This is a genomic window from Neobacillus sp. SRL179 (genome assembly GCF_984799095.1).
In genome coordinates this window covers 289052-309729 of the sequence record NZ_OZ481792.1, presented here as the reverse complement: position 1 = coordinate 309729, position 20678 = coordinate 289052, and the positions used below count along the sequence as shown (strand labels likewise).

The 20678-nt window shown below is 36.8% G+C and carries 18 protein-coding genes; 10 read left to right on the top strand and 8 right to left on the bottom strand.

Annotation, left to right across the window (positions count from 1 at the left end):
- Position 1 precedes the first annotated feature (1 nt).
- The gene (locus AC4E8C_RS01685) at positions 2-1033 is read right to left on the bottom strand and encodes a DctP family TRAP transporter solute-binding subunit (RefSeq protein ID WP_490209761.1); all 1032 of its coding nucleotides are present in this window, start codon (positions 1031-1033) and stop codon (positions 2-4) included.
- Positions 1030-1815, bottom strand: a complete 786-nt coding sequence (locus AC4E8C_RS01680) for an IclR family transcriptional regulator (RefSeq protein ID WP_490212432.1) — start codon at positions 1813-1815, stop codon at positions 1030-1032. The genes AC4E8C_RS01685 and AC4E8C_RS01680 overlap by 4 nt, the downstream gene beginning before the upstream one ends.
- A gap of 409 nt (positions 1816-2224) precedes the next feature.
- Between AC4E8C_RS01680 and AC4E8C_RS01675 the strand changes: the two genes are divergently transcribed.
- The 8 genes from AC4E8C_RS01675 (at position 2225) to AC4E8C_RS01640 (ending at position 12231) form a co-directional block, all read left to right on the top strand.
- On the top strand, positions 2225-3211 hold the full coding sequence (locus AC4E8C_RS01675) for a bile acid:sodium symporter family protein (RefSeq protein ID WP_490209760.1): 987 nt from the start codon (positions 2225-2227) through the stop codon (positions 3209-3211).
- A 122-nt stretch (positions 3212-3333) separates the two neighbouring features.
- Positions 3334-4749, top strand: coding sequence for a sigma-54 interaction domain-containing protein (locus AC4E8C_RS01670; RefSeq protein WP_490209758.1), 1416 nt, complete (start codon positions 3334-3336; stop codon positions 4747-4749).
- 312 nt (positions 4750-5061) lie between these two features.
- On the top strand, positions 5062-6078 hold the full coding sequence (locus tag AC4E8C_RS01665; RefSeq protein WP_490209756.1) for a thiamine pyrophosphate-dependent dehydrogenase E1 component subunit alpha: 1017 nt from the start codon (positions 5062-5064) through the stop codon (positions 6076-6078).
- Positions 6075-7076: an alpha-ketoacid dehydrogenase subunit beta gene (locus AC4E8C_RS01660; protein WP_490209755.1), complete on the top strand. Its 1002-nt coding sequence runs from the start codon at positions 6075-6077 to the stop codon at positions 7074-7076. The genes AC4E8C_RS01665 and AC4E8C_RS01660 overlap by 4 nt, the downstream gene beginning before the upstream one ends.
- A gap of 83 nt (positions 7077-7159) precedes the next feature.
- On the top strand, positions 7160-8395 hold the full coding sequence (locus AC4E8C_RS01655; protein WP_490209753.1) for a dihydrolipoamide acetyltransferase family protein: 1236 nt from the start codon (positions 7160-7162) through the stop codon (positions 8393-8395).
- A gap of 78 nt (positions 8396-8473) precedes the next feature.
- A complete protein-coding gene (gene lpdA / locus AC4E8C_RS01650; protein WP_490209752.1) occupies positions 8474-9907 on the top strand; it encodes a dihydrolipoyl dehydrogenase in 1434 nt (477 codons plus the stop codon).
- A gap of 21 nt (positions 9908-9928) precedes the next feature.
- Complete coding sequence (locus AC4E8C_RS01645) at positions 9929-10840, top strand: NAD(P)-dependent oxidoreductase (protein WP_490209750.1); 912 nt, start codon at positions 9929-9931, stop codon at positions 10838-10840.
- A 242-nt stretch (positions 10841-11082) separates the two neighbouring features.
- The gene (locus tag AC4E8C_RS01640) at positions 11083-12231 is read left to right on the top strand and encodes an ArgE/DapE family deacylase (protein WP_490209748.1); all 1149 of its coding nucleotides are present in this window, start codon (positions 11083-11085) and stop codon (positions 12229-12231) included.
- Positions 12232-12730: 499 nt separating this feature from the next.
- Here AC4E8C_RS01640 and AC4E8C_RS01635 read toward each other — a convergent pair whose 3' ends face one another.
- The gene (locus tag AC4E8C_RS01635; RefSeq protein ID WP_490209747.1) at positions 12731-13303 is read right to left on the bottom strand and encodes a hypothetical protein; all 573 of its coding nucleotides are present in this window, start codon (positions 13301-13303) and stop codon (positions 12731-12733) included.
- A gap of 77 nt (positions 13304-13380) precedes the next feature.
- Positions 13381-13554: a glycohydrolase toxin TNT-related protein gene (locus tag AC4E8C_RS01630; protein WP_490209745.1), complete on the bottom strand. Its 174-nt coding sequence runs from the start codon at positions 13552-13554 to the stop codon at positions 13381-13383.
- Positions 13555-14033: 479 nt separating this feature from the next.
- On the opposite strand from AC4E8C_RS01630, the gene AC4E8C_RS01625 reads away from it, so the two are divergent.
- Positions 14034-14888 (top strand): malate synthase, encoded by an 855-nt coding sequence (locus AC4E8C_RS01625; protein WP_490209743.1) that lies wholly within the window; start codon positions 14034-14036, stop codon positions 14886-14888.
- A 113-nt stretch (positions 14889-15001) separates the two neighbouring features.
- On the opposite strand, the gene AC4E8C_RS01620 is transcribed toward AC4E8C_RS01625, so the two are convergent.
- Entirely contained in the window at positions 15002-15292 is a 291-nt protein-coding gene (locus AC4E8C_RS01620; protein ID WP_490209741.1) for a hypothetical protein, read from the bottom strand.
- The gene (locus tag AC4E8C_RS01615) at positions 15285-15629 is read right to left on the bottom strand and encodes a hypothetical protein (protein ID WP_490209739.1); all 345 of its coding nucleotides are present in this window, start codon (positions 15627-15629) and stop codon (positions 15285-15287) included. Before AC4E8C_RS01615 ends, AC4E8C_RS01620 begins: the two co-directional genes overlap by 8 nt.
- Positions 15630-16091: 462 nt before the next feature.
- Between AC4E8C_RS01615 and AC4E8C_RS01610 the strand changes: the two genes are divergently transcribed.
- The gene (locus AC4E8C_RS01610; RefSeq protein ID WP_490209737.1) at positions 16092-18494 is read left to right on the top strand and encodes a M14 family metallopeptidase; all 2403 of its coding nucleotides are present in this window, start codon (positions 16092-16094) and stop codon (positions 18492-18494) included.
- Between the two features lie 785 nt (positions 18495-19279).
- On the opposite strand, the gene AC4E8C_RS01605 is transcribed toward AC4E8C_RS01610, so the two are convergent.
- A complete protein-coding gene (locus tag AC4E8C_RS01605) occupies positions 19280-19915 on the bottom strand; it encodes a hypothetical protein (RefSeq protein ID WP_490209736.1) in 636 nt (211 codons plus the stop codon).
- Positions 19916-20057: 142 nt separating this feature from the next.
- Positions 20058-20627 (bottom strand): SF0329 family protein, encoded by a 570-nt coding sequence (locus AC4E8C_RS01600; protein WP_490209734.1) that lies wholly within the window; start codon positions 20625-20627, stop codon positions 20058-20060.
- Positions 20628-20678 lie beyond the last annotated feature (51 nt).

The following is a 20678-nucleotide window of genomic DNA, read 5'->3' as shown; positions in this document are numbered from 1 at the left end:
ACTATTTATCTAAGAATAAATTTAAAAGGTCTTCTCCCCATACATTTTTATATTTGTCATAGATTGGCTGTGCTACTTCCTTGAATGAAGCTTTCTCTTCATCTGTTGGCGTGTAAATTTTCATTCCTGCTGCTTCTAATTCTTTGATTTGTTTTGTTTCTTTTTCTCTGGCAAGTTTAATTTGGTATTGATTCGCATTATCTGCAGCTGTTTGAATGATTTTCTTGTCTTCATCACTTAATGAATCAAATAATTTCTTGTTCATACCTAAAATTAGTGGGTCGTAAGAGTAGTTCCACATTGTAAGGTGCTTCTGAACTTCTTGAAGTTTAGAAGAGTAAATTACATCAATAGGATTCTCCTGCCCATCAACAGTTCCTTGTTGTAATGCAGTGAAAACTTCAGACATCGTCATTGTTGTTGGATTGGCACCATACATTGTCCATAAATCTGTATACATTTTAATTCCGGGGATACGAATTTTTAAGTTTTTTATATCCTTAGGAGACTTTATTTCTTTCACACTATTTGTAACTTGTCTAAAACCGTTTTGTCCGAAACCTAATGGCTCAACACCAAAATCACGAATAATTTTCTTAATTGCTTCTCCGCCTTCACCGGCTAATTTTGTATCGACATCATTTAAATCTTTGAAAAGAAATGGTGCACTTATTACACCTAGTTTATCGTTTAAGATAGAATAAATGATGGTTGAGTTATATGTTAGATCAATTGTTCCCTTTGACAAACTTTCTACAGCTTTCCCAGAATCCCCGCCAGATAACTGTTCGTTCGGATATACTTTAATTTTGATTCGGTCATTTGTTTTGTCTTTTACTTCATTAGCGAATTGTTCCGCGGCCTGATACCAAGTAGATGAATCTGATATAGTAACGGACATTTTTAAATTCATTTTTTTTCCTTCTGCAGATTTACCGCCTTCACCACTAGAGCTCTGGCTGCCACACCCCGTAATTATCAGCATTAAGATAGCGCTTACAATAAATATAAAAGATAACTTACTTTTTCTCATTTTCTTGACCCCTCTCCCGATTCACATTTTACATAACCTAGTAATCCTGATATTTTGCTCGCAATTTCAGTTCCTTCATCAACAATGGAGTATATTTTTTCATACGTAAAACGATGGGAGACACCTGAAATACTTAATGCAGCTACCATTTTATTGGTATAATCATAAATTGGAAACGCCATACCACGTAGATACTCTTCCCATTCCTGATTATCAATTGCAAAATTACAACTTCTAATTTTTGTGATTTCAGCCTTCATCTCGTCAATACTTGTAATTGTATTAACGGTAAAGGGTTTAAGCGTCTGTCTATTAAAATAGTCATCTAGTTGTTCATCACTAAAATGTGATAAGTATAATTTACCGCTTGCTACACAATATAACGGGGCTGAATTCCCTGGCTCCACCACAATTCTTAGTGTTGAATTCCATTCAATTTTATCTAAGAAATGTACAGCGTCATTTGTAAAGGACGAAAGTACTACGGTTTCATTTACTTTATTGACAAGCTCTACTAAAAATGGTTTGGCAACCTCTAGCAGGTTATTGTACCGTTCCATTTCTTTCTTTCCTAATGAATAGAGTTTTAATGTAAGCTGATAAAGCTCATTTTGATTTTTGTGGATATACCCTTGATCTTCCAATGTGGTAATAAACCTGTAAATTGTTGCTTTATTGCTGTTCAATAGAGTAATAAGTTCAGAAAAAGACCGGGGTTTTTCAGCAATTGCCTCCAAAATTCTCATGGTTTTTTCAACAGTTTTTACATTTTTTTGTTCAATCTTTTAACTCCCCCTTTATTTACAGAAAAAGTTACTGTTTGCATCTTTACTATTTTTGCAAAAAGTGAAACCTTAGTTTCATTTTTACAAGACTATATTTATAAAGTCAATAATTTTTCTGTCTTTTCTAAATATTTTTTAAAGTTCAATTTTTTAAAATAATTATTCTGTTTTTTTTCCTCCTTCTGAAATCTTACGAATTTCATTCGAAAACGGGTTATTTTTATGCCTCCCCATCCAATAATTTACTTTGAGAAACTTATTTTGAAATAACTTCCTTTTTTTGTGGAGATATTCAGTTATTTTAAATTTTTCGGAACATTGCTAATATATTCTCGTAACTACTTTTTGTTTTTTTCATATTCTATAGTTTTAAAAATTATAGAGGATTAGGGAAGGGAGAAACTTCATGAAATTATTAACAGAATTTCTGTCAAAAAGACTGCCATTGTTAATTCTATTAATTGCTGTCATTACTTACTTTTCACCAGTTTATTTACGGGCACCATCCTGGATTCCCAGTCTTTTATTAGGAATTGTTATATTTTTTACAGGGTTATCAATGGATATAGATGCCGTTAGAGGGATTAGAGAAAAAAAAAGAGAGCTCTTTATCGCTTCGCTGCTTAAATGGACCATCACCGTTTTTATTTCCATAGGGATTGCCTATTTGTTCTTCTCTTCTAATTCAGAACTAGCGGCGGGGATCATACTAGCTGGAACAGTACCAAGTGCCACTGCTGCAACTCTCTATACTTTCCTAGCCGGGGGTAATACTTCTCTTGTTATCGCTTCGTCCTTAATTGATGTTGTTGTAAGTCCGATTGTTACACCACTTTCGTTCTTGGGCATGTCAGATACTATAGTAACCATTTCTTTTTTTGATTTATTGAGGTCTTTTTTACTTATTGTGGTTCTCCCATTAACGGCTGGAATTATCACGCAAAGAAATTTCCCTAATTCAGCCTATCATTCAAAAGCAGCAACTAAATTTGGATCCTCCCTATCACTACTCTTAACTGTCCACATTATTGTCGGCAGCGGAAAGAATGCTATTGAAAAGGAAATGGCTATCCTGCCTATCCTGTGTTTGGCTATTTTTATTCAAGTTGTCTTACCTATGATTGCTTCTTATTTTATCGCGAAAAAATTATTAGTCAGTGAGGCCGATGCACGAGCCATACTATTTCAAGTTGGTTTATGCAATACCGCCTTAGCTGCAATTCTAGCCTTTGAATTTATTGGAGAGCTCGCAGCTATTGCCCCAATTATTAATATGATTATTAATCTATCAACGGGTTCGTGGATTTCCAATTATTTTGCCAGAAAAAGCATACCTAAAGAATACATGGTATCAAAAGTGCAAACGCCCGATAAGCAGAAAACAGCAAGGTAAACACAAAGGATTCGGAATTATTATATAGAATGTAGCAATATTGCATTATTTCATTGGCATTTTTGCTATAATTATGGCAGAAATGCCATAAAATTGTTGATTATTTGAGAAGGAGGGGTTAGATGGAGCGTCTTGAAAAGTTATTAAAAGATAAACCTGAATTTTTACTTCGCAAACTTATTGGCAGTTCATTTGATGGTGTAACGATCACCAATTCAAAAGGACAAACCATATGGTATAACCAATCCTTTTTACAAATGTCAGGCTTACTGCCTTCGCAGTTAGATAACTATTCCGCCGCAGAATTAATTGAAAATGGCTGGATGGAAGATTCCGCATCAATTGAAGCTATATCCAAAGGGGTTACAATTACAAAGTCCATTAAATACTCAACTGGAGTGGAAGCCTTAATATCAGCTACACCTATTTTTGATAATGATGGACAACTTTGTTATACATTTCAGAATATTAGAGACATCACAGAGCTTAATAAATTAAAGAAACAATTAGATGAAACCTATGCACTCTCAGAATCTTATAGACAAACCTTACAGGAGATTCAACTTAAAAATGTCAATGGCAGCCAAGTAGTCTATCAGAGTACATTAATGGAAAAAATTATCCTGCTTGCTCACAAATTTTCAAAAGTGAATACTCCTATTTTAATCCTAGGTGAATCTGGGGTTGGAAAAGATGTTTTAGCAAATTACATTCATACCATTGATACTCGAACCAGCAAAGGACCTTTCGTAAAAATCAACTGTGGAGCCATTCCTGAGCATTTACTGGAATCTGAACTTTTTGGATATGAATCTGGTGCTTTTTCCGGTGCGAATCGCAGTGGAAAGGCTGGATTATTTGAAATTGCTAATAAGGGGACCATTTTTTTAGATGAGATTGGGGAAATGCCCTTTTCTCTACAGGTAAAATTACTTGGCGTCTTGCAGGATATGAAAATTCAAAGAGTGGGCGGAACAAAACAAATACCAATAGATGTTAGGGTAATTGCTGCAACAAATGCGGATTTAGAAAAAATGATTAAAGAAAAACAGTTTAGGCAGGATCTTTACTTTAGATTAAATGTGTTGTCCATTACGATACCGCCTCTCCGGGAAAGACCTGATGATATCATGATCCTTATTGAGCATTTTCTGAAAATGTTTAATGCAAAACACCAGATAAACAAGTCCTTCTTGCCGACTGTCATTCAAACATTTCTTTCTTATGATTGGCCTGGAAATATACGTGAATTAAAAAATACAGTCGAAAGACTTATGATTATTTCTGATGAAAATATCATTAATGAAACACACATTCCGACTAATATGCGACAAAAAAGGAGCAGCACCGAACCTATCATGCTGGAAGATTCTGTTGAAGATGCTTCTGACATTGAGCTAAAAAGCATAATGGATGAATATGAAAAAAAGGTTCTATCTTTCTATCTTTCTAAGTATAAGCCTATGAAGCGTTGCGCTGATGTTTTAGGAATTGACCTTACTACTTTGGCCCGAAAGAAAAAACGATTTGGACTATAGTTCCTTTATTGAAGTGCTTACAAATAAATGCCAAAACATATAACCACTATGTTTTGGCATTTTCTTTTAGTTCTTATAAGAAATTATAATTTATTGATTATTTTAAATTTTGGCACGATACTTGCATATTAGTTTTATAAGTTTGATGATTTGTTGAAGAAGAGAAAAATTTTTCAGCAAAGACTTTTATTTTTTTTAAAAAAGGAAGCGTTTCCAGTTCTAGAAGACACTTATTACCACCAGGTAGAATCATTTTTTTGTCGATTTTGTTTTACCCAATAAAAATATTAGTAACGGAGAGGTGTAGAGAAATTGGTTAATGTAAAAAGCAGAATTGAAACTGAGAATACGTATTCAAAAGAATTTTTGTTGAAATTATATGAGGAAATGGTAAGGATCAGAACATTTGAAACAAAAGCAGGTGAATGCTTCAACAAAGGAGAGTTAGCAGGAAATATCCATCTTTGTATTGGTCAGGAAGCAACTGCCGTTGGTGCAAACTATGCCCTTGAGAAAAGAGATTTTATTACTAGTACCCATAGAGGACACGGTCATTGTATTGGAAAAGGCGCAAAAACAGATAAAACGATGGCTGAATTATTTGGGAAAGCAACTGGATATTGTCAAGGAAAAGGCGGCTCCATGCATATTGTGGATGTCAACTTAGGTATTTTAGGAGCTAATGGAATTGTGGGTGCAGGGATCCCAATTGCAACAGGGTCTGCATTAGCTTCCAAAATTAAAGGAAAAGATGAAGTGACACTATGTTTCTTTGGTGACTCTGGTGCGAATACAGGAGCATTTCATGAATCCATTAATATGGCTGCAACATGGAAGCTTCCTGTTGTTTACTTAATCGAAAATAATGGCCTTGGGGTTTCTGTTGACATCAAATCAGTAACTAATACACCTAATCTTTCTGTCAGAGCTTTAGCTTATGATATTCCTGGTAAAACAGTGGATGGAAATAATGTATTGGCCGTGTATGAAGCTGTCAAGGAAGCTGTTGATTACGCAAGAGCAGGCAACGGCCCATCCATCGTAGAGTGTGAAACGTTCAGACATGAAGGTCATTATTGTGGTGATCCTTCAAGCTATCGTCCAAAAGAGTATATAGAGGAAGCATATACAAAGGATGCAATTAAGAGATTAAAAGATTACCTGCTTGAAATGGATGTGACGGAAGCAGAATTAGCAGAAATAGACGGAGCCATGAAGAAAGAGATTGAAGACGCCTATCAGTTTGCAAAAAATTCTCCATACCCTGATCTCAGTGAAGCAACAACAGATGTATATTCTCAAGACAATGAAAGGAGTGTTGTACGATGAGTAAAAAGATAAGTGTTAGTGCTGCCATCAGAGAAGGCATGCATGAAGAAATGGTAAGAGATGAAAATGTCATTATGGTGGGTGAAGATTTAGGGAAAATGGGCAGCCCATTTGCTTTGACATTAGGCTTTTTAGATGAATTCGGTTCAGATCGCGTAATTGAAACACCTATTTCTGAGTTAGGATTTACCGGAATGGCTGTAGGTGCAGCTATGAGAGGAATCAGACCGGTTGTTGAACTAATGTACAATGATTTTATTAGTGTTAGTTTAGACCCCGTTATGAACCAAGCCGCAAAATTAAGATATATGACCGGCGGGCAGCTTACAATGCCGCTCGTGATTAGGGCGCCTATGGGAGCAGGACGGAGAAATGCTGGACAGCACTCACAGTGTTTAGAAGCCTTATTTGCACACATCCCTGGTTTAAAAGTAGTTTGTCCATCAACAGCAAAGGATGCAAAGGGGTTAATTAAAGCCGCCATTAGGGATAATGATCCTGTCATATTCCTGGAGCATAAACTCCTTTATGCTAAAAAGGAAGAAATCCCTGAAGGAGAATATGTGATCCCTCTAGGTGAAGCAGATGTAAAGAAGGAAGGAAAAGATATAACTATTATTACATGGAGCAGACAGGTTTACTTTGCTCTAGACGCTGCTAAAGAATTAGCAAAGTCAGGTATTGATGCGGAAGTATTAGATCTCCGCACAATCGTTCCACTTGATTGGGAAGCAATTAAAAAATCGGTTTTAAAAACACATAATGTAGTTGTAGTTGAAGAAGGGGTTAAAAGAGGCGGTTACGGTGGTGAAATAAGCGCTCAGATTATGGAAGAACTATTTGATGAATTAGATTCCCCGGTAGAACGAGTAGCCGGACTCAATATCGTATCACCTTTTAGCCCGCCATTAGAGGATGCAAATTTCCCACAAGTGAATGATATTGTCAGTGCCGTGAAGAAGGTTTTAAATAAACAAAACGCTGTGAACGTCATATAGAACTAAGCGTGTAACGAAAGAATCCCTAAAATTTATACGAACGAAAGATGAAGTATGGAAAATATGTTTGGAGGGTTTTAAATATGGCTGTTGAAGTTAGAATGCCACAGTTAGGTCTTACGATGGAGGAAGGAACCATTGACCAATGGTTAAAGCAAGTGGGTGACGAAGTAAAGGTCGGAGATCCGATTGCACAGATCCAAACTGATAAATTATCGAGTGAACTTGAGAGTGACGCAGACGGCATTTTATTGAAAATAGTAGCACAAGAAGGCGAAGATATTCCTGTTAAAGGTCTGTTAGCCTACATAGGAGCTCCAGGCGAATCAGTAGGTGCAGCAGATGAAGTAGCTGCGGCTGTTGAAGAATTAGCACCTTTGCAAGTGGAAACAAAAGTAGAAGAAACGGCTGAAACTTTCCCTGTAGTGACAGGCGGGAGAATAAAAATCTCTCCTCTTGCAAAAAAAACAGCTAAAAAATTAGGAGTAGATTATACAAATCTTAAAGGAACAGGTCCTGGGGGAAGAATTATTCAAGAGGATATCATTAAAAAGGCTGAAGAGCCGCAAGTGGAAGCTCCAATCCAAGCCCGTTCAGAAGCTGCAGCACCGAAAGGCGAAAAGGTTGAATTAATGGATGGAGATACTGTAGTTAAACTTTCCGGAATGAGAAAAACAATTGCGGAAAGAATGTACAAATCCCACAGTGAGATTCCTGTTGTAACTCAGGACGTGAAAATTGACGTTACAAAGTTAATGGAATTCAGAAAACAGCTTAATGCAAACAGAGAAACAAAACTATCGGTAAATGATTTTATGTTAAAAGCGGTAGCTAAAGCATTGAAAAGCAATAAAAATATTTTAGTCAGCCTTGATGGAGATAAGATTATTAAACGTGCTCACGTAAATCTTGGTATGGCAGTCTCCATGGATGAAGGCCTAATTGTCCCTGTTATCAAGGATGCAGACAAAATGGGCATTGAAGAATTATCAGCAGCAGCAAAAGATTTAGCAGCACGAGCAAGAGAAGGAAAACTTACGATGGATGAATATAAGGGCTCTACATTTACCATTTCTAATCTTGGCATGTACGGTGTTGACTCCTTTACCCCAATCATTAACCAGCCAGATGCAGCGATTCTTGGAGTAAATGCCATCCAAAGTGAACTGGATATGGATGATGATGGAAAAGTATTTAAAAAACAAGTGATGAAAATCTCCTTAACATTCGACCACCGGCTTCTTGACGGATCAGCAGCGGCAGTATTCCAACTAGACATCAAAAAGTTGCTTGAAAATCCTATTAATGTTCTTCTCTAATACTCAGAGAAAAAAGAACTTTTCAAAAGTTAAGGATTGTGTTTATTAAAAGTCTATTCACAAGGGAGTAAAGGAAAATTGGCTAATGAAAATGATTCAACAAAAAGTGGAAACGATGCTCAAGAAATCATTGTAATTGGTGGAGGACCTGGTGGATATGTGGCCGCAATTAGGGCCGCTCAACTAGGTGCCAAAGTAACATTAGTTGAAAAAAGTAAATTAGGTGGTACGTGCTTAAATGTTGGCTGTATCCCTACAAAAGTACTACTTCACTCTGCGGATTTATTAGCTGAAGCAAATCATGCAAATGATTTCGGCATTAATGTAAATGTAAATGGTTTTGATTGGAAAAAGGTTTTAAAGAAAAAGGATAGTGTCTCCAGTCAGCTTGTAAATGGTATTAAGGGATTAATGAAAGCAAACAAAATTAAAGTAATAAATGGAACTGCTGAGTTTCTCTCTTCCGATACCTTGTCCGTCACCAAATCAGATGGCAGTAAAGAAACATTGTCTGGCGGGAAAATCATCATTGCCACTGGCTCCGTTCCGGCAATACCACCAATCCCAGGTATTCAAGAAAATGATCATTGCATTGATTCTACAGGCGCCCTTTCCCTGCCAGAGGTTCCCAAATCACTTCTTGTAATCGGGGGTGGGGTAATCGGCGTGGAATTTGCATCCGTATACAGCCAATTTGGTACCAAAGTAACGATCATTGAAGCACTGCCAAAGCTGCTGCCTTTGATGGAAGGTGAATTAACTGCTATATTAAGAAACCGATTGGAAAAGAACGGTGTCGACATTTTTACTGAGGCAAAGGTTCAGTCGGTAGAGTCCTCATCCGTCGGCGCAAAAGTGAAAGTGGAATATAAAGGTGAAATAATAAGCTTTGAGGCAGAAAAAGTTCTTGTGGCAGTTGGAAGAAGAACAAATACTTCAAGCTTGAAACTTGAGAATGCTGGCATTGAGAATGACAGAGGCAGAATTACTGTTAATAATAAAATGGAAACAAATATAAATAATGTTTATGCTGTCGGCGACTGTTTGGGCCAAGTCATGTTAGCACATGTAGCTTCTGCCCAGGGTGAAGTCGCCGCAGAAAACGCAATGGGTATGGAAGCTTCTTATAATGGTAAAACAGTTCCTTCCTGCGTCTATACAAATCCTGAATTTGCAGGGGTTGGATTGACGGAAGAAAAAGCAAAAGATGAGGGTATTGAATATATAACCGGCCATTTCCCTCTTATGGCTAATGGAAAAGCACTTATCATGAACGGCGGAGAAGGTATGGTCAAATTAATTCTCGGCAAAGAGTTTAAAGAGGTTTTAGGTGTTCATATTTTAGGACCAAGAGCCACTGATTTGATTGCTGAATGTGCATTAGCCATCGGGATGGAAGCCACTGTAGAAGATTTAATTGAAACCATTCATGCGCATCCTACTTTAACCGAGGCCGTTAGAGAAGCAGCATTAGCTTCTGAAAATAGAGCTATACATGCAATCAATAAATAGACTCATAGAATTTAGAAAGGAGTGATTCCTATTAATAAAACAATTGGTTTTATCGGCTTGGGTATTATGGGATTACCAATGTCATTAAATCTTTTAAAGAAAAGTGATTACGCTATTATGGGCTATGATATTTTTAATGAAAAACGGAGTATTTTTATAGGAAACGGCGGTCACTCCCCAGATAACATAGACGAAATCTACCAAAATTGTGATATTATCTTTCTTTGCCTGCCTTCCAATGACCTTGTAAAAGAAAGTGTTCAGGAAATTATCCATAAAGGGAAAAAAGGTACTATTATTGTTGACCTTAGTTCTACAGCTCCTACTGTAATAAGAGAATTGTATGAGCTGGCAAAACTAGCGGAAGTAAGTCTAATGGATTCTCCTGTCAGCGGCGGTGAACCTGGAGCAATTGCTGGAACATTAGTCCTTATGTGCGGCGGTGATAGGAAAACATTTGATGAGGTTAGTCCTCTCCTTCATTGTATGGGAAGTTCCGTCACTTATATGGGCCAATCCGGGTGCGGCAGTGTTGCTAAACTTGCTAATAATATGATTGCCGGTGTTTATCTCGGTGCCCTTTCAGAAGGGCTGGCTTTTGCGGTAAAGGCTGGACTGGATCCTGAGACTCTCTTTCATGCAATAAAGGATGGATACGCTGGAAGTCCTATATTTAAAGTTAAGGCTCCCAAAATTATAAACCGAAATTTCGAAGCAAGTGCGAGAATTGCCGTCCATCAGAAAGATTTACAGAATGCAGTAGATCTAGCTAAGGAAATGGGTGTTGAAATCCCAATGTCTAATATGGTTCTCCAATATATGAATGAAATGGAGAGTTTGGGAAGGGTCAATGAGGATCACTGTGCTATCGTTAAAATTTATGAAAAAAATATGGACGTTCAAGTTAAAAGACAGCAGGAAATCAACATATAATTGATGTAATTTAGATTCTACAATTACATATTTTGAGAGTGTTTTTTCATAAAACACCGCCACAAAAAGGCACAACTAGGAATTAGTTGTGCCTTTTATCAATCTTATGTAAGAGAACCATTCGCAAAGGATTATCAGCTTATATATGGTTTCTGCTAAGCGGCTAACTTATTAATGGACTTTTGGGTAAAATACAGTTGTATTCTCACCAGAGGATAGATAAGATGTTGGAGGAATTTAGTATGAAACATTTTACAGAAGAAGAAAAGATAAAGATTTTATCTGACATTATAGCGATTAAATCTATTATTGAAAACGAAATCGAAGTGGCAAATTACTTGAAAGATTTATTTGCTGAATACGGCATTGAGTCTAAAATTGTTCCAGTTACAGACACTCGAGTTAACTTAGTAGCTGAAATTGGAAGCGGTAGTCCGGTCATTGGCGTGTCTGGTCATATGGATGTCGTTTCTCCTGGTGATGAAAGCGAGTGGACAACTGATCCGTTTAGATTGACAGAAAGAGACGGAAAATTATACGGACGTGGAACAAATGACATGAAAGCAGGTTTAGTTAACCTTGCTTTAGTAATGATTGAACTCAAGGAAAATAATGAACTAAAAAATGGCACTGTCCGTTTTATGGCAACGACTGGTGAAGAAGTCGGCGGTGCTGGTTCTAAAAAATTATACGAAGAAGGCTATATGGATGATGTAGATTATCTATGGGTAGCTGAACCTTCTCATGATACGATTATTTACTCTCACAAAGGATCACTTAACTTGCGTGTAACGTCTATTGGTGAAGCTGCACACAGTTCTATGCCTAACCAAGGTTATAATGCGATAAATCCATTGATGGAATATCTATTAGAATTAGACGAAAAATTGAATGGCGATGATCGTAAAAATGAAGTTCTAGATAAATTGGTTATGAGTACAACTATTTTTAATGCAGGGAACCAAGTAAACTCAGTTCCAGAAAAAGCAGTAGCTGAAATAAACGTGCGTACGATTCCAGAATTTGATAACGATGAAGTGATTGACTTATTCAAAACAACAGCAAGCATTTACAATAAAGAAGGCTCTGATATTAAGGTCGAAGTGACCATGTCATTACCAAGTGTTTTCACTTCAGGACAGTCTGAAATGGTTAATCTTGCAAAAGAACTCGGTAAAAAACATTTAGGTTTAGAAATTTCTGTTAAGGGCTCTCCTGGGGTGACGGATGCATCAAACTTATTACGAGGTAAAGATGACAACTTCCCATTCATGATGTTCGGTCCAGGCGAAACAAAAATGGCACACAAAACAGATGAATATGTCTACAAAGATTATTACTTTGCTTTCTTCGATATCTATAAAGAGTTAATTTTAGGATTATCGAAATAAAAGAGATTTTTTTAAACAATAAAGAGGTGACTACAATTTTGGTGGTCACCTCTTTGGAAATAAAAAAATCTTCAACGACCGCTAAGACAAATGTATCAAAGTCGTTTTAAAGTCATAATTTATTTATTTCTTAATCTACAATCATTTTTACATGTTACACGTGAAACATGTCGAATACTGTCGTTGGACTTATCCCTCAGCTTTCCTTGGCCTAAGACCACTCTATCCCTCTTTGGGTAATACCACTGCCTCATTTAAACCAACCTTAGCTGCTAAACTAGGAATAATCATTACGGGACTTTCATTGGCTAAAGCCCACTCTACTAAACCTCTCCTTTAATGAATTATATTAAAGGACCTACTCTCTTTTGTAGGACACGAGTAACCCACCGATTGGTTCTAGTCTCTTCACTGATTATATACAAATAAAATCAATGTTAACGTTTTTGTAAAACAAGTCTCAAATGCAGTTAGTAAGGAATGATACTGGTTCTCCTTCTTATGCGGTTAAAAATACTGCAATTTCCTCTTCTGACAAACTCGTTAATTGATTTTCCTGCATTAAACGCTCAACGGTTTTATCCAACAAAGCAAGCAAATAATCGAAATCAAACAGAACTGAGTATGCTTCCCAGTCTTCTAATTCTACCGTTTCAAAGACTATTCTATTATTTTTTCCAATGAATTGAACTTTTGATTCAGTTGATGTCACTCGTGATACGTGTAAACTATGAGGAACGATGGACTCATCATAAAAGCTGTAGCTTACATGACCGACATGAAGCGAACTTAAGGCTTTGTGTAAATCTGCAATCGTAAAACCCGGACTGCCAATATTTAATGAAGCACTTTTTTCTTTGAATGGAAAAATATAATTGCGGTAAAAGCTTGATTGTAATGTGACTAGAAGGAAATAAATAGCAGCCTGTGCTTCAGATTGGAAAGTTTCCAGAATGATTTCCTTTCTGCTGCCTCTTTCATTTTCGATAAATAAATAGACCCATTGATCTCCCCTTTTCTCTAGCTTATATATGTTTTCGTCCTGATGAGAAGGAATGACATGGATCGACACTTCCATTGCCTCCACTTAAATTCTTTCCTGTTCTAATAAATCAGCTACCTGCTTAATGGTCATAGTCTCTTAATCTCCTACGGCTTTTTTATGTAATTATTTTTCAATAAGTTCTCAACTGTTTCAGGAACATATTTGCCCATTCTATCCTTAACCATATAGTCCGTGTGAAATTGTGTCCCCATACCTGGTTGGTCAAACCACGGTGCAATTAGTCCAGCTTTCGCTTCCTTTTCAGAACCATTATTCATATTTTTTCTGAAACATAGACACCGTTTACTAAAGTGTATCTGTCAAAATATGTTACAAGTTTCTTTAGTTCTAACTCGAATATGGAGAAAAACATAAGAATATAAAATAAAATAATCTTTTATTTTACATCACAGCAAATTATGTTGTCAATATAAAGTTTGTGGTATCCCTGAAAATATGTTACAGTAATATGACAAGGGTTTTTTAAATCGTATTTCAAATTCTTATGTAATCTTTTTGCTGACAGAATTTGGGTGCGTTTTTTTTATATTCTTCTTACAATCGAAGGAACTGAAGAAAAATGAAAGTTGTAATGAATTTAGTTTAAATATTGAAAGTCACCTATGAAGGGCATCAACCAAATAGAAGAAAAGGCAATACAGAAACTTATCTCTAAATGGAAGTTAGTTGAATGTTGACTAAAATTTGACTCTAATTGTGTGAGCCAAATTTTAGTATTACAAGGAGGATAAAAATAATGAATCTAATCAATCAGGAAGTAACACACAAGCGTTTTGGCAAGGGAAGTGTTGTTAAACATAATGATTCTATCATAGAGATACATTTCGCAACGGAAAATAAAAAGTTTGTTTTTCCCGATGCATTTGGAAAACACCTAAAGTTACATGATAAAAGTGCTGCCAATTCACTTGAAAAGGTTATACAAAAAAAGGAAATAGAACAGGAGAAGATAGAACAGGAAAAGGAAGAAGAAAAAAAGCTACAACGTGAAAAACAGCAACTTCGCTTGGAACATGAAAAACTTATGAAGAATCATAAACTTCATCCCGAATCACAAATGGTTTTTTGGTGTGAGGCCGAAGATATGAGCAGGGTTTTTACAGAGTGGAAGGTTTTTACGGGCGTAATAAAAAGCGGTAATAACAAAGGAAAGCCAAACAAACCTATCCGCTTATTCCAAAATAGTGTTTGCCTTTTAACAGCAAGAGATTCCAGTATGCCTGAAAAAGACAGACGTATCTTAGGTGTTTATATGGTGAATGAAGATTTTATCGGTAAGTTTTGTGAAGATGGATATATTCCAGCTCATTCAGAATACAGACTACAACTTACAGAACAGGAATCTGATAGGATGCCTTTTTGGAAATATTATGTGAATGAAAAATTCCCTCAAAAAATGACTTGGAATACAGGGAAATACCGTTATTTTGATAATGTATGGATGGCTCAAATTTTACTTGATATTATTTCTTTGAAAAGTGACGCTCAGGAGCGAGAACTAGCACAGAACTTTTTTGAACATTTTTGTAAAATGAATCAGATCAGGGAAGAAGAGTTACCAGAGCCTAATGGTGCATTAATGCGTATATAGATAGTAGACATAAATATAACAAGTATTTTTACACACAACTGATGCTGTCCAAAAAAGCTATGCTGAAAAACTTGAGAATCAAAGGAAAACGTACTGAGAATTGATAAATAATGTCAAAAAAAGGTCACGAGCACAATCGTGACCTTTAATATTTTGATATAAAAGGGTTTAATGATGTTTATTACATCTTGCCTCCATAAGCTGAGGGTTTGTAATATCTTGAAAGATGTGTCTGCCGCTTTTTTAGGAATCTGCTCTTGGTCTTTCCATTCGACAGCCAAGTAGGCTAGAACTTTATAGATTTGGTCAGCCTTCTCTTTATCAAGCCCATAGCCCAAGCGGAGAGAAAGTAATAACCCATCATCATCAATCATCAGTTCCTCAAATAAATCTAAATTATCCACTACCATTCACCTCATTCGATGATTTCATATCATCAGGAGGGATGAGTCCTTCAACAAGAACTTCCAAATAACCCTTCGCCAATCTTTCTGCCGTACCCCCGAGCTGCCAGAAAAGTTTCCAGAAAAGAACAAGTTCACCGTCTATATCTAAGTATTTTAAATAAATGGTGGATTCCTCATCTGTTGTTTCAGTCTGAACTCCATCAACAGTACCTAGAATAACCAACTCCAACTCTAAAAGAGCATGATAAAAATAAAAACGTTCATCGGGTCTGCTAATTGCTGCTGACAATATTGAATCAAACGAATCTAAAGATTCCTTTAATCTTTTTACCATGTTAAACTCCAGACAGTTTTGTACTCCTATCTTACCATACCTATACATACCATTTAAGGTAAAAATATACTATCTCATTTCTATTATCATTCTTTCACTTATTAACTCATTAAAAGCTTTAAAATATGTTATAACTTTCCTTTTACAAAATTAAACAAAAAGCAACAATATCAAACAATAAAAACAGTTGATTGCCAACATATAGTTTATAGAAATTATAATAGAATAAAATTTAGTAATCTTGTGCTCCTAAAATGACTAGATTTTTCGAGTGGCACAGTACTTTCTAAATAGGAAAAACAGCCTAAAATTTAATCTTCTAAAATAAAGTATGATGTTATCTCAATAAAATTTTTTGTTGAGCGAATTTTTAACTGCCCCTGATTTTACGACAAGATATTAAGTACATTCAATTTACAATAAGCTTGTATTAAAATTTTTAGCATTATGGGGGTGCAGTTTTTGACAAAACAGAAAAAGCAGAAATGGAAAAGGAATTTAGTGGTGATGACTGCCATAACCGGACTAGGGTTCTCTACATTTTATCCAGGCCTTAGTATTCCAGTTGCAGCGGTCGAACAGCCTGACCAGCCGATTCCTAAGGAAGAATCGGTCTCAATTGTTCAACTTGTAGTACCAGATGAAAAGGCAAAGGACAAGCTTCTTGAGCTTGGAATTGACCTTACCCACAGAGTCGAAGCACACGACGGAGTCTATGAAGTGGATGCCGTTGTCACACCAACAGAAATTGCCATGTTAAAGACCTTTGGCATCAATGTAAAAGAGACCCTGATCACCGAAAATCAATGGAATACACGCGTGGCAGAGCGGCAATCTGCGGTTCAGCTGCAAGCCAGTCTGGCAGCTTCCGAGGATACACTTAAAGTCCTTAGGGCAAACCATTTTACGAATCAATCCGATACATTCCTTTATCTTGAAGTGAAATCGAGTGCTGGAGCTACGGCAAGTACAGCGCTTAAGGCAACTTGGACCGAGGATGGAATTGAAAAATCGGCAACACTTTCTAGATTCGTTGATTACGGAGAATATATCTATCACTATTTGATGTTGCCAGTAACAGCAATACCTACATCTGTAAAAATTGATAGTAGCCTAGGCGGAACAGTAACGAGCTCCGTTACGGAATGGCTAGGGAAAGAGCCGACACATCCAAAAACTGATTATGTTACGGATTTTGTTGACCACTATATGGCACCAAATGAATTATATGAACGTGCCGAAAAACTTGCAAAAGAATTTCCGAACTTAGTAGAAATCATTGATATGCCAAATAAAACAAATGGTTACAGACGTCTTGCCCAAGCAACAATCGGCGGCACGACCAATCTCGCAGTTGTTGTTTCCTCAAAAGCATGGGGGCATGAAGGCGGGAATAATGTATCGGTAGAATTCAAGAGTCCAGGAACCAATAATGCACCACTAAAAGTGACAGTGGATGGTACCAAGATTTTAGTAGATTTAGCTACTGATTCGTCAGGAAAGGCAACAAGTACCGCCGCACAGGTGGTTAAAGCACTAAATGAGAATGCTAGCCAACTAGTGACCGCGACTACATACCGCGGTAATGCTGGTGCTGGTGTTGTCGCACCAGCGACTGCGAAATTAACAGATAATCTAAAAGCAGCTGCAGACGTTTCCCGGGATCCTTTTACAGTAAAAGCGATCCGAATCGGCAAGCATCGTGATGGTTCTAAACCAGGTGTTCTTGGATATGCTCAGGAGCATGCGCGTGAATGGGTGACACCGCTCGTGACAATCGAAACAGCAGAAAGACTACTGCGAAACTATAGTCAAGATAGTGAGACAAGAAAGCTTGTCGATAACCTGGATATTTTCCTTGTTCCGTCGGTAAACCCTGATGGAGCCAATTACAGCTTTAATGATTACAATATGCAGCGTAGAAATATGACAAACTACTGTGGTCCTACTGAATCTGATCCTGCATACCGTAATTCTTGGGGAGTTGACCTAAACCGTAACCACTCGGTCGGATCTGCCTTCGACGGCTTTATTGGTGCATCAACAACAAACTGTAGAAGTGATACTTACGCTGGACCTGCTGAAAACTCTGAGCCTGAAGGAAGAAACCTTGTCTGGCTTGCTGACAAAAACCCAAATATTAAGTTTGCAATGAATATTCATAGTTACGGCGGCTACTTTATGTGGTCCCCTGGTGCATACGATTCAAAACGTACAACACTGCCACGCCCATCAGCTGGTGAAGAAGCGTTTTACTGGGCAGCTTCTGATAACATCTTAAATGATATTCAAGACCACCGCGGAACGGTCATTCTACCTAGCCGTACAGGTCCAATTCCTGACGTACTATACTCTGCTGCAGGTAACTCTGCGGACTACCTATGGTATGAAAAGGGGATTTATGCCTGGAACTTCGAAGTAGGAGCCGATTTATGGAATAAGGATACAAAAAGATGGCAGGCAGTTGGATTCCAGCCAGCCTTTGTAGAAGGCCATGAAGAAGCAATGGAATTTGCCAATGGGTTGATTGGTTTAATTAAAGTAGCCTACAATAGTGCAAAAGACCATCAGCCGCCTTCCTCAAAAGCTACACCTGGAAACGGTAAATACACAGGTCCGGTTGATGTTAAGATTGAAACAAGTGAGCCAGCTACCATTTATTATACGCTTGACGGCAGCCGCCCTACCTTCCAATCAGCTAAAATTAAATTAAGCGGCACCCGTGAATTTGCAGAAACATTAAAAATTGAAAAGACAACAACCATCAATTATTTCACTGTGGACGCCGCAGGAAACATTGAGAAAAACTACAATCCACTTGGTAATGGGAAAAACTATAATTCTGTAACGCTTACAATAAAATAACAGTTTGCAAGGGGTTGCCTTATGGGGTCAACCCCTTTTTCATTGGTACCTTTGAACTGAGTATCTTTTTTTCCGTTCCACTAAAAAATATTAATATGACTTTTTCATTAGGAAGACAACAATTCCATAAATAAATCTACTATCATTTCTAAAAGGGATTAAAGAACGCCTTCCACTTCTATTTTTCCGTTATCAAACAATGAATGCCGATTATGATTATGACCCACTATAAGAACTGGTACATCAAACGGGACAACAATCCGTGATAGCGTAGTTATGACAGCTTTGGTGCAAAATATGAAACATTAAGTAGCTAACTTATTAATAAACTTTTGGGTAAAATATAGTTGTTATCTTCAACGACCGCTAAGACAAATGTATCAAAGTCGTTTTGAAGTCATAATTTATTTATTTCTTTATCTACAATCAATTCTTACATGTTACACGTGAAACATGTCGAATACTGTCGTTGACTTATCCCTCAGCTTTCCCTGGCCCTAAGACCACTCTATCCCTTATTGGGTAATACCACTGCCTCATTTAAACCAATCTTAGTTGCTAAACTAGGAATAATCATTACGGGACTTTCATTGACTAATACCTACTCTACTAAACCTCTCCTTTAATGAATTATATTAATGGACCAAGTCTCTGTTGTAGGACACGAGTAGCCCACCGATTGGTTTCAGTCTCTTCACTGGTTATATATAAATAAAATCACTGTTAGCATTTTTGTAAAACAAGTCTCAAATGCAGTTAGTAAGGAATGATACTGGCTCTCCTTCTTATGCGGTTAAAAATATTGCAATTTCCTCGTCTGACAAACTCGTTAATTGATTTTCCTGCACGAAACGATCAACGGTTTTATCCAACAAAGCAAGCAAATAAACGAAATCAAACAGAACTGAGGATGCTTCATAGTCTTCTAATTCTACCGTTTCAAAAATTATTCTATTATTTTTTCCAATGAATTGAACTTTTGATTCAGTTGGTGTCACTCGTGATACGTGTAAACTATGAGGAACGATAGACTCATCATAAAAGCTGTAGCTTACATGACCGACATGAAACGAACTTAAGGCTTGGTGTAAATCTGCAATCGTAAAGTTTGGACTGCCAATATTTAATGAAGCACTTTTTTCTTTGAATGGAAAAATATAATTGCGGTAAAAGCTTGATTGTAATGTGACTAGAAGGAAATAAATAGCAGCCTGTGCTTCAGATTGGAAAGTTTCCAGAATGGTTTCCTTTCTGCTGCCTCTTTCATTTTCGATAAATAAATAGACCCACTGATCTCCCCTTTTCTCTAGCTTATATATGTTTTCGTCCTGATTAGAAGGAATGACATGAATCGACACGTCCATTGCCTCCACTTGAATTCTTTCCTGTTCTAATAAATCAGCTACCTGCTTAATATTCATAGTTTCTTAATCCCCTACGGCTTTTTTATGTAATTTTTTTTCAATAAGTTCTCAACTGTTGCAGGAACATAATTGCCCATTAAGTAAGTTGGCGGTAAAATTTTTCGCAATAAGTGATGTTCACGTGATGAGTTATTTATTATCATAAGGTACTAAGCCGTAGTTCATAAAAATACTGCACAATTGGATGCTTTAACTTCATCTTCTCGGTCATGTTTAAAATTCGTTTTTTTCCTACCCGTCTGTCCACTAAAGCTAGAATATTCAATAGGATATCATTGCTCTCTAGGCTTTCCTCTATAGAAGTGGATAAAAACTTATTTGCTACAACGATAAAATTTGATTTACTTAATGATGACTGCGCTGCCAAAAGCTCTTTTGCATATTCTGATAATTTTCTACCCCTAGCAATTACTTTTAGACGATCCTCAGGAACCATCCCCTTGGTTTCTTTTCTTACGGCTTCAATTTCCTCATGGTTGATAGGAATTTGGATATCTGAATCATTCTTAATTTCCAGCTCCGTCTGATACCATCTGATTAAGGTAGTTGTGTCACTCATATTGAGTACATTCTTTTTATCTACTGCAATATAACAAATCCCTGCTTTATCAGGTAAATAACGGTAGCTTGTTGCACGGTATTCAACTCTTCCATATAATGCAGGACAGAGGAAACTTTCCAGATTTTGCTTTAATTTGCTCCAGGTCATGTAATTCTCCTTAATTTCTATATTATCAATATTATGATATATATTTTTCAT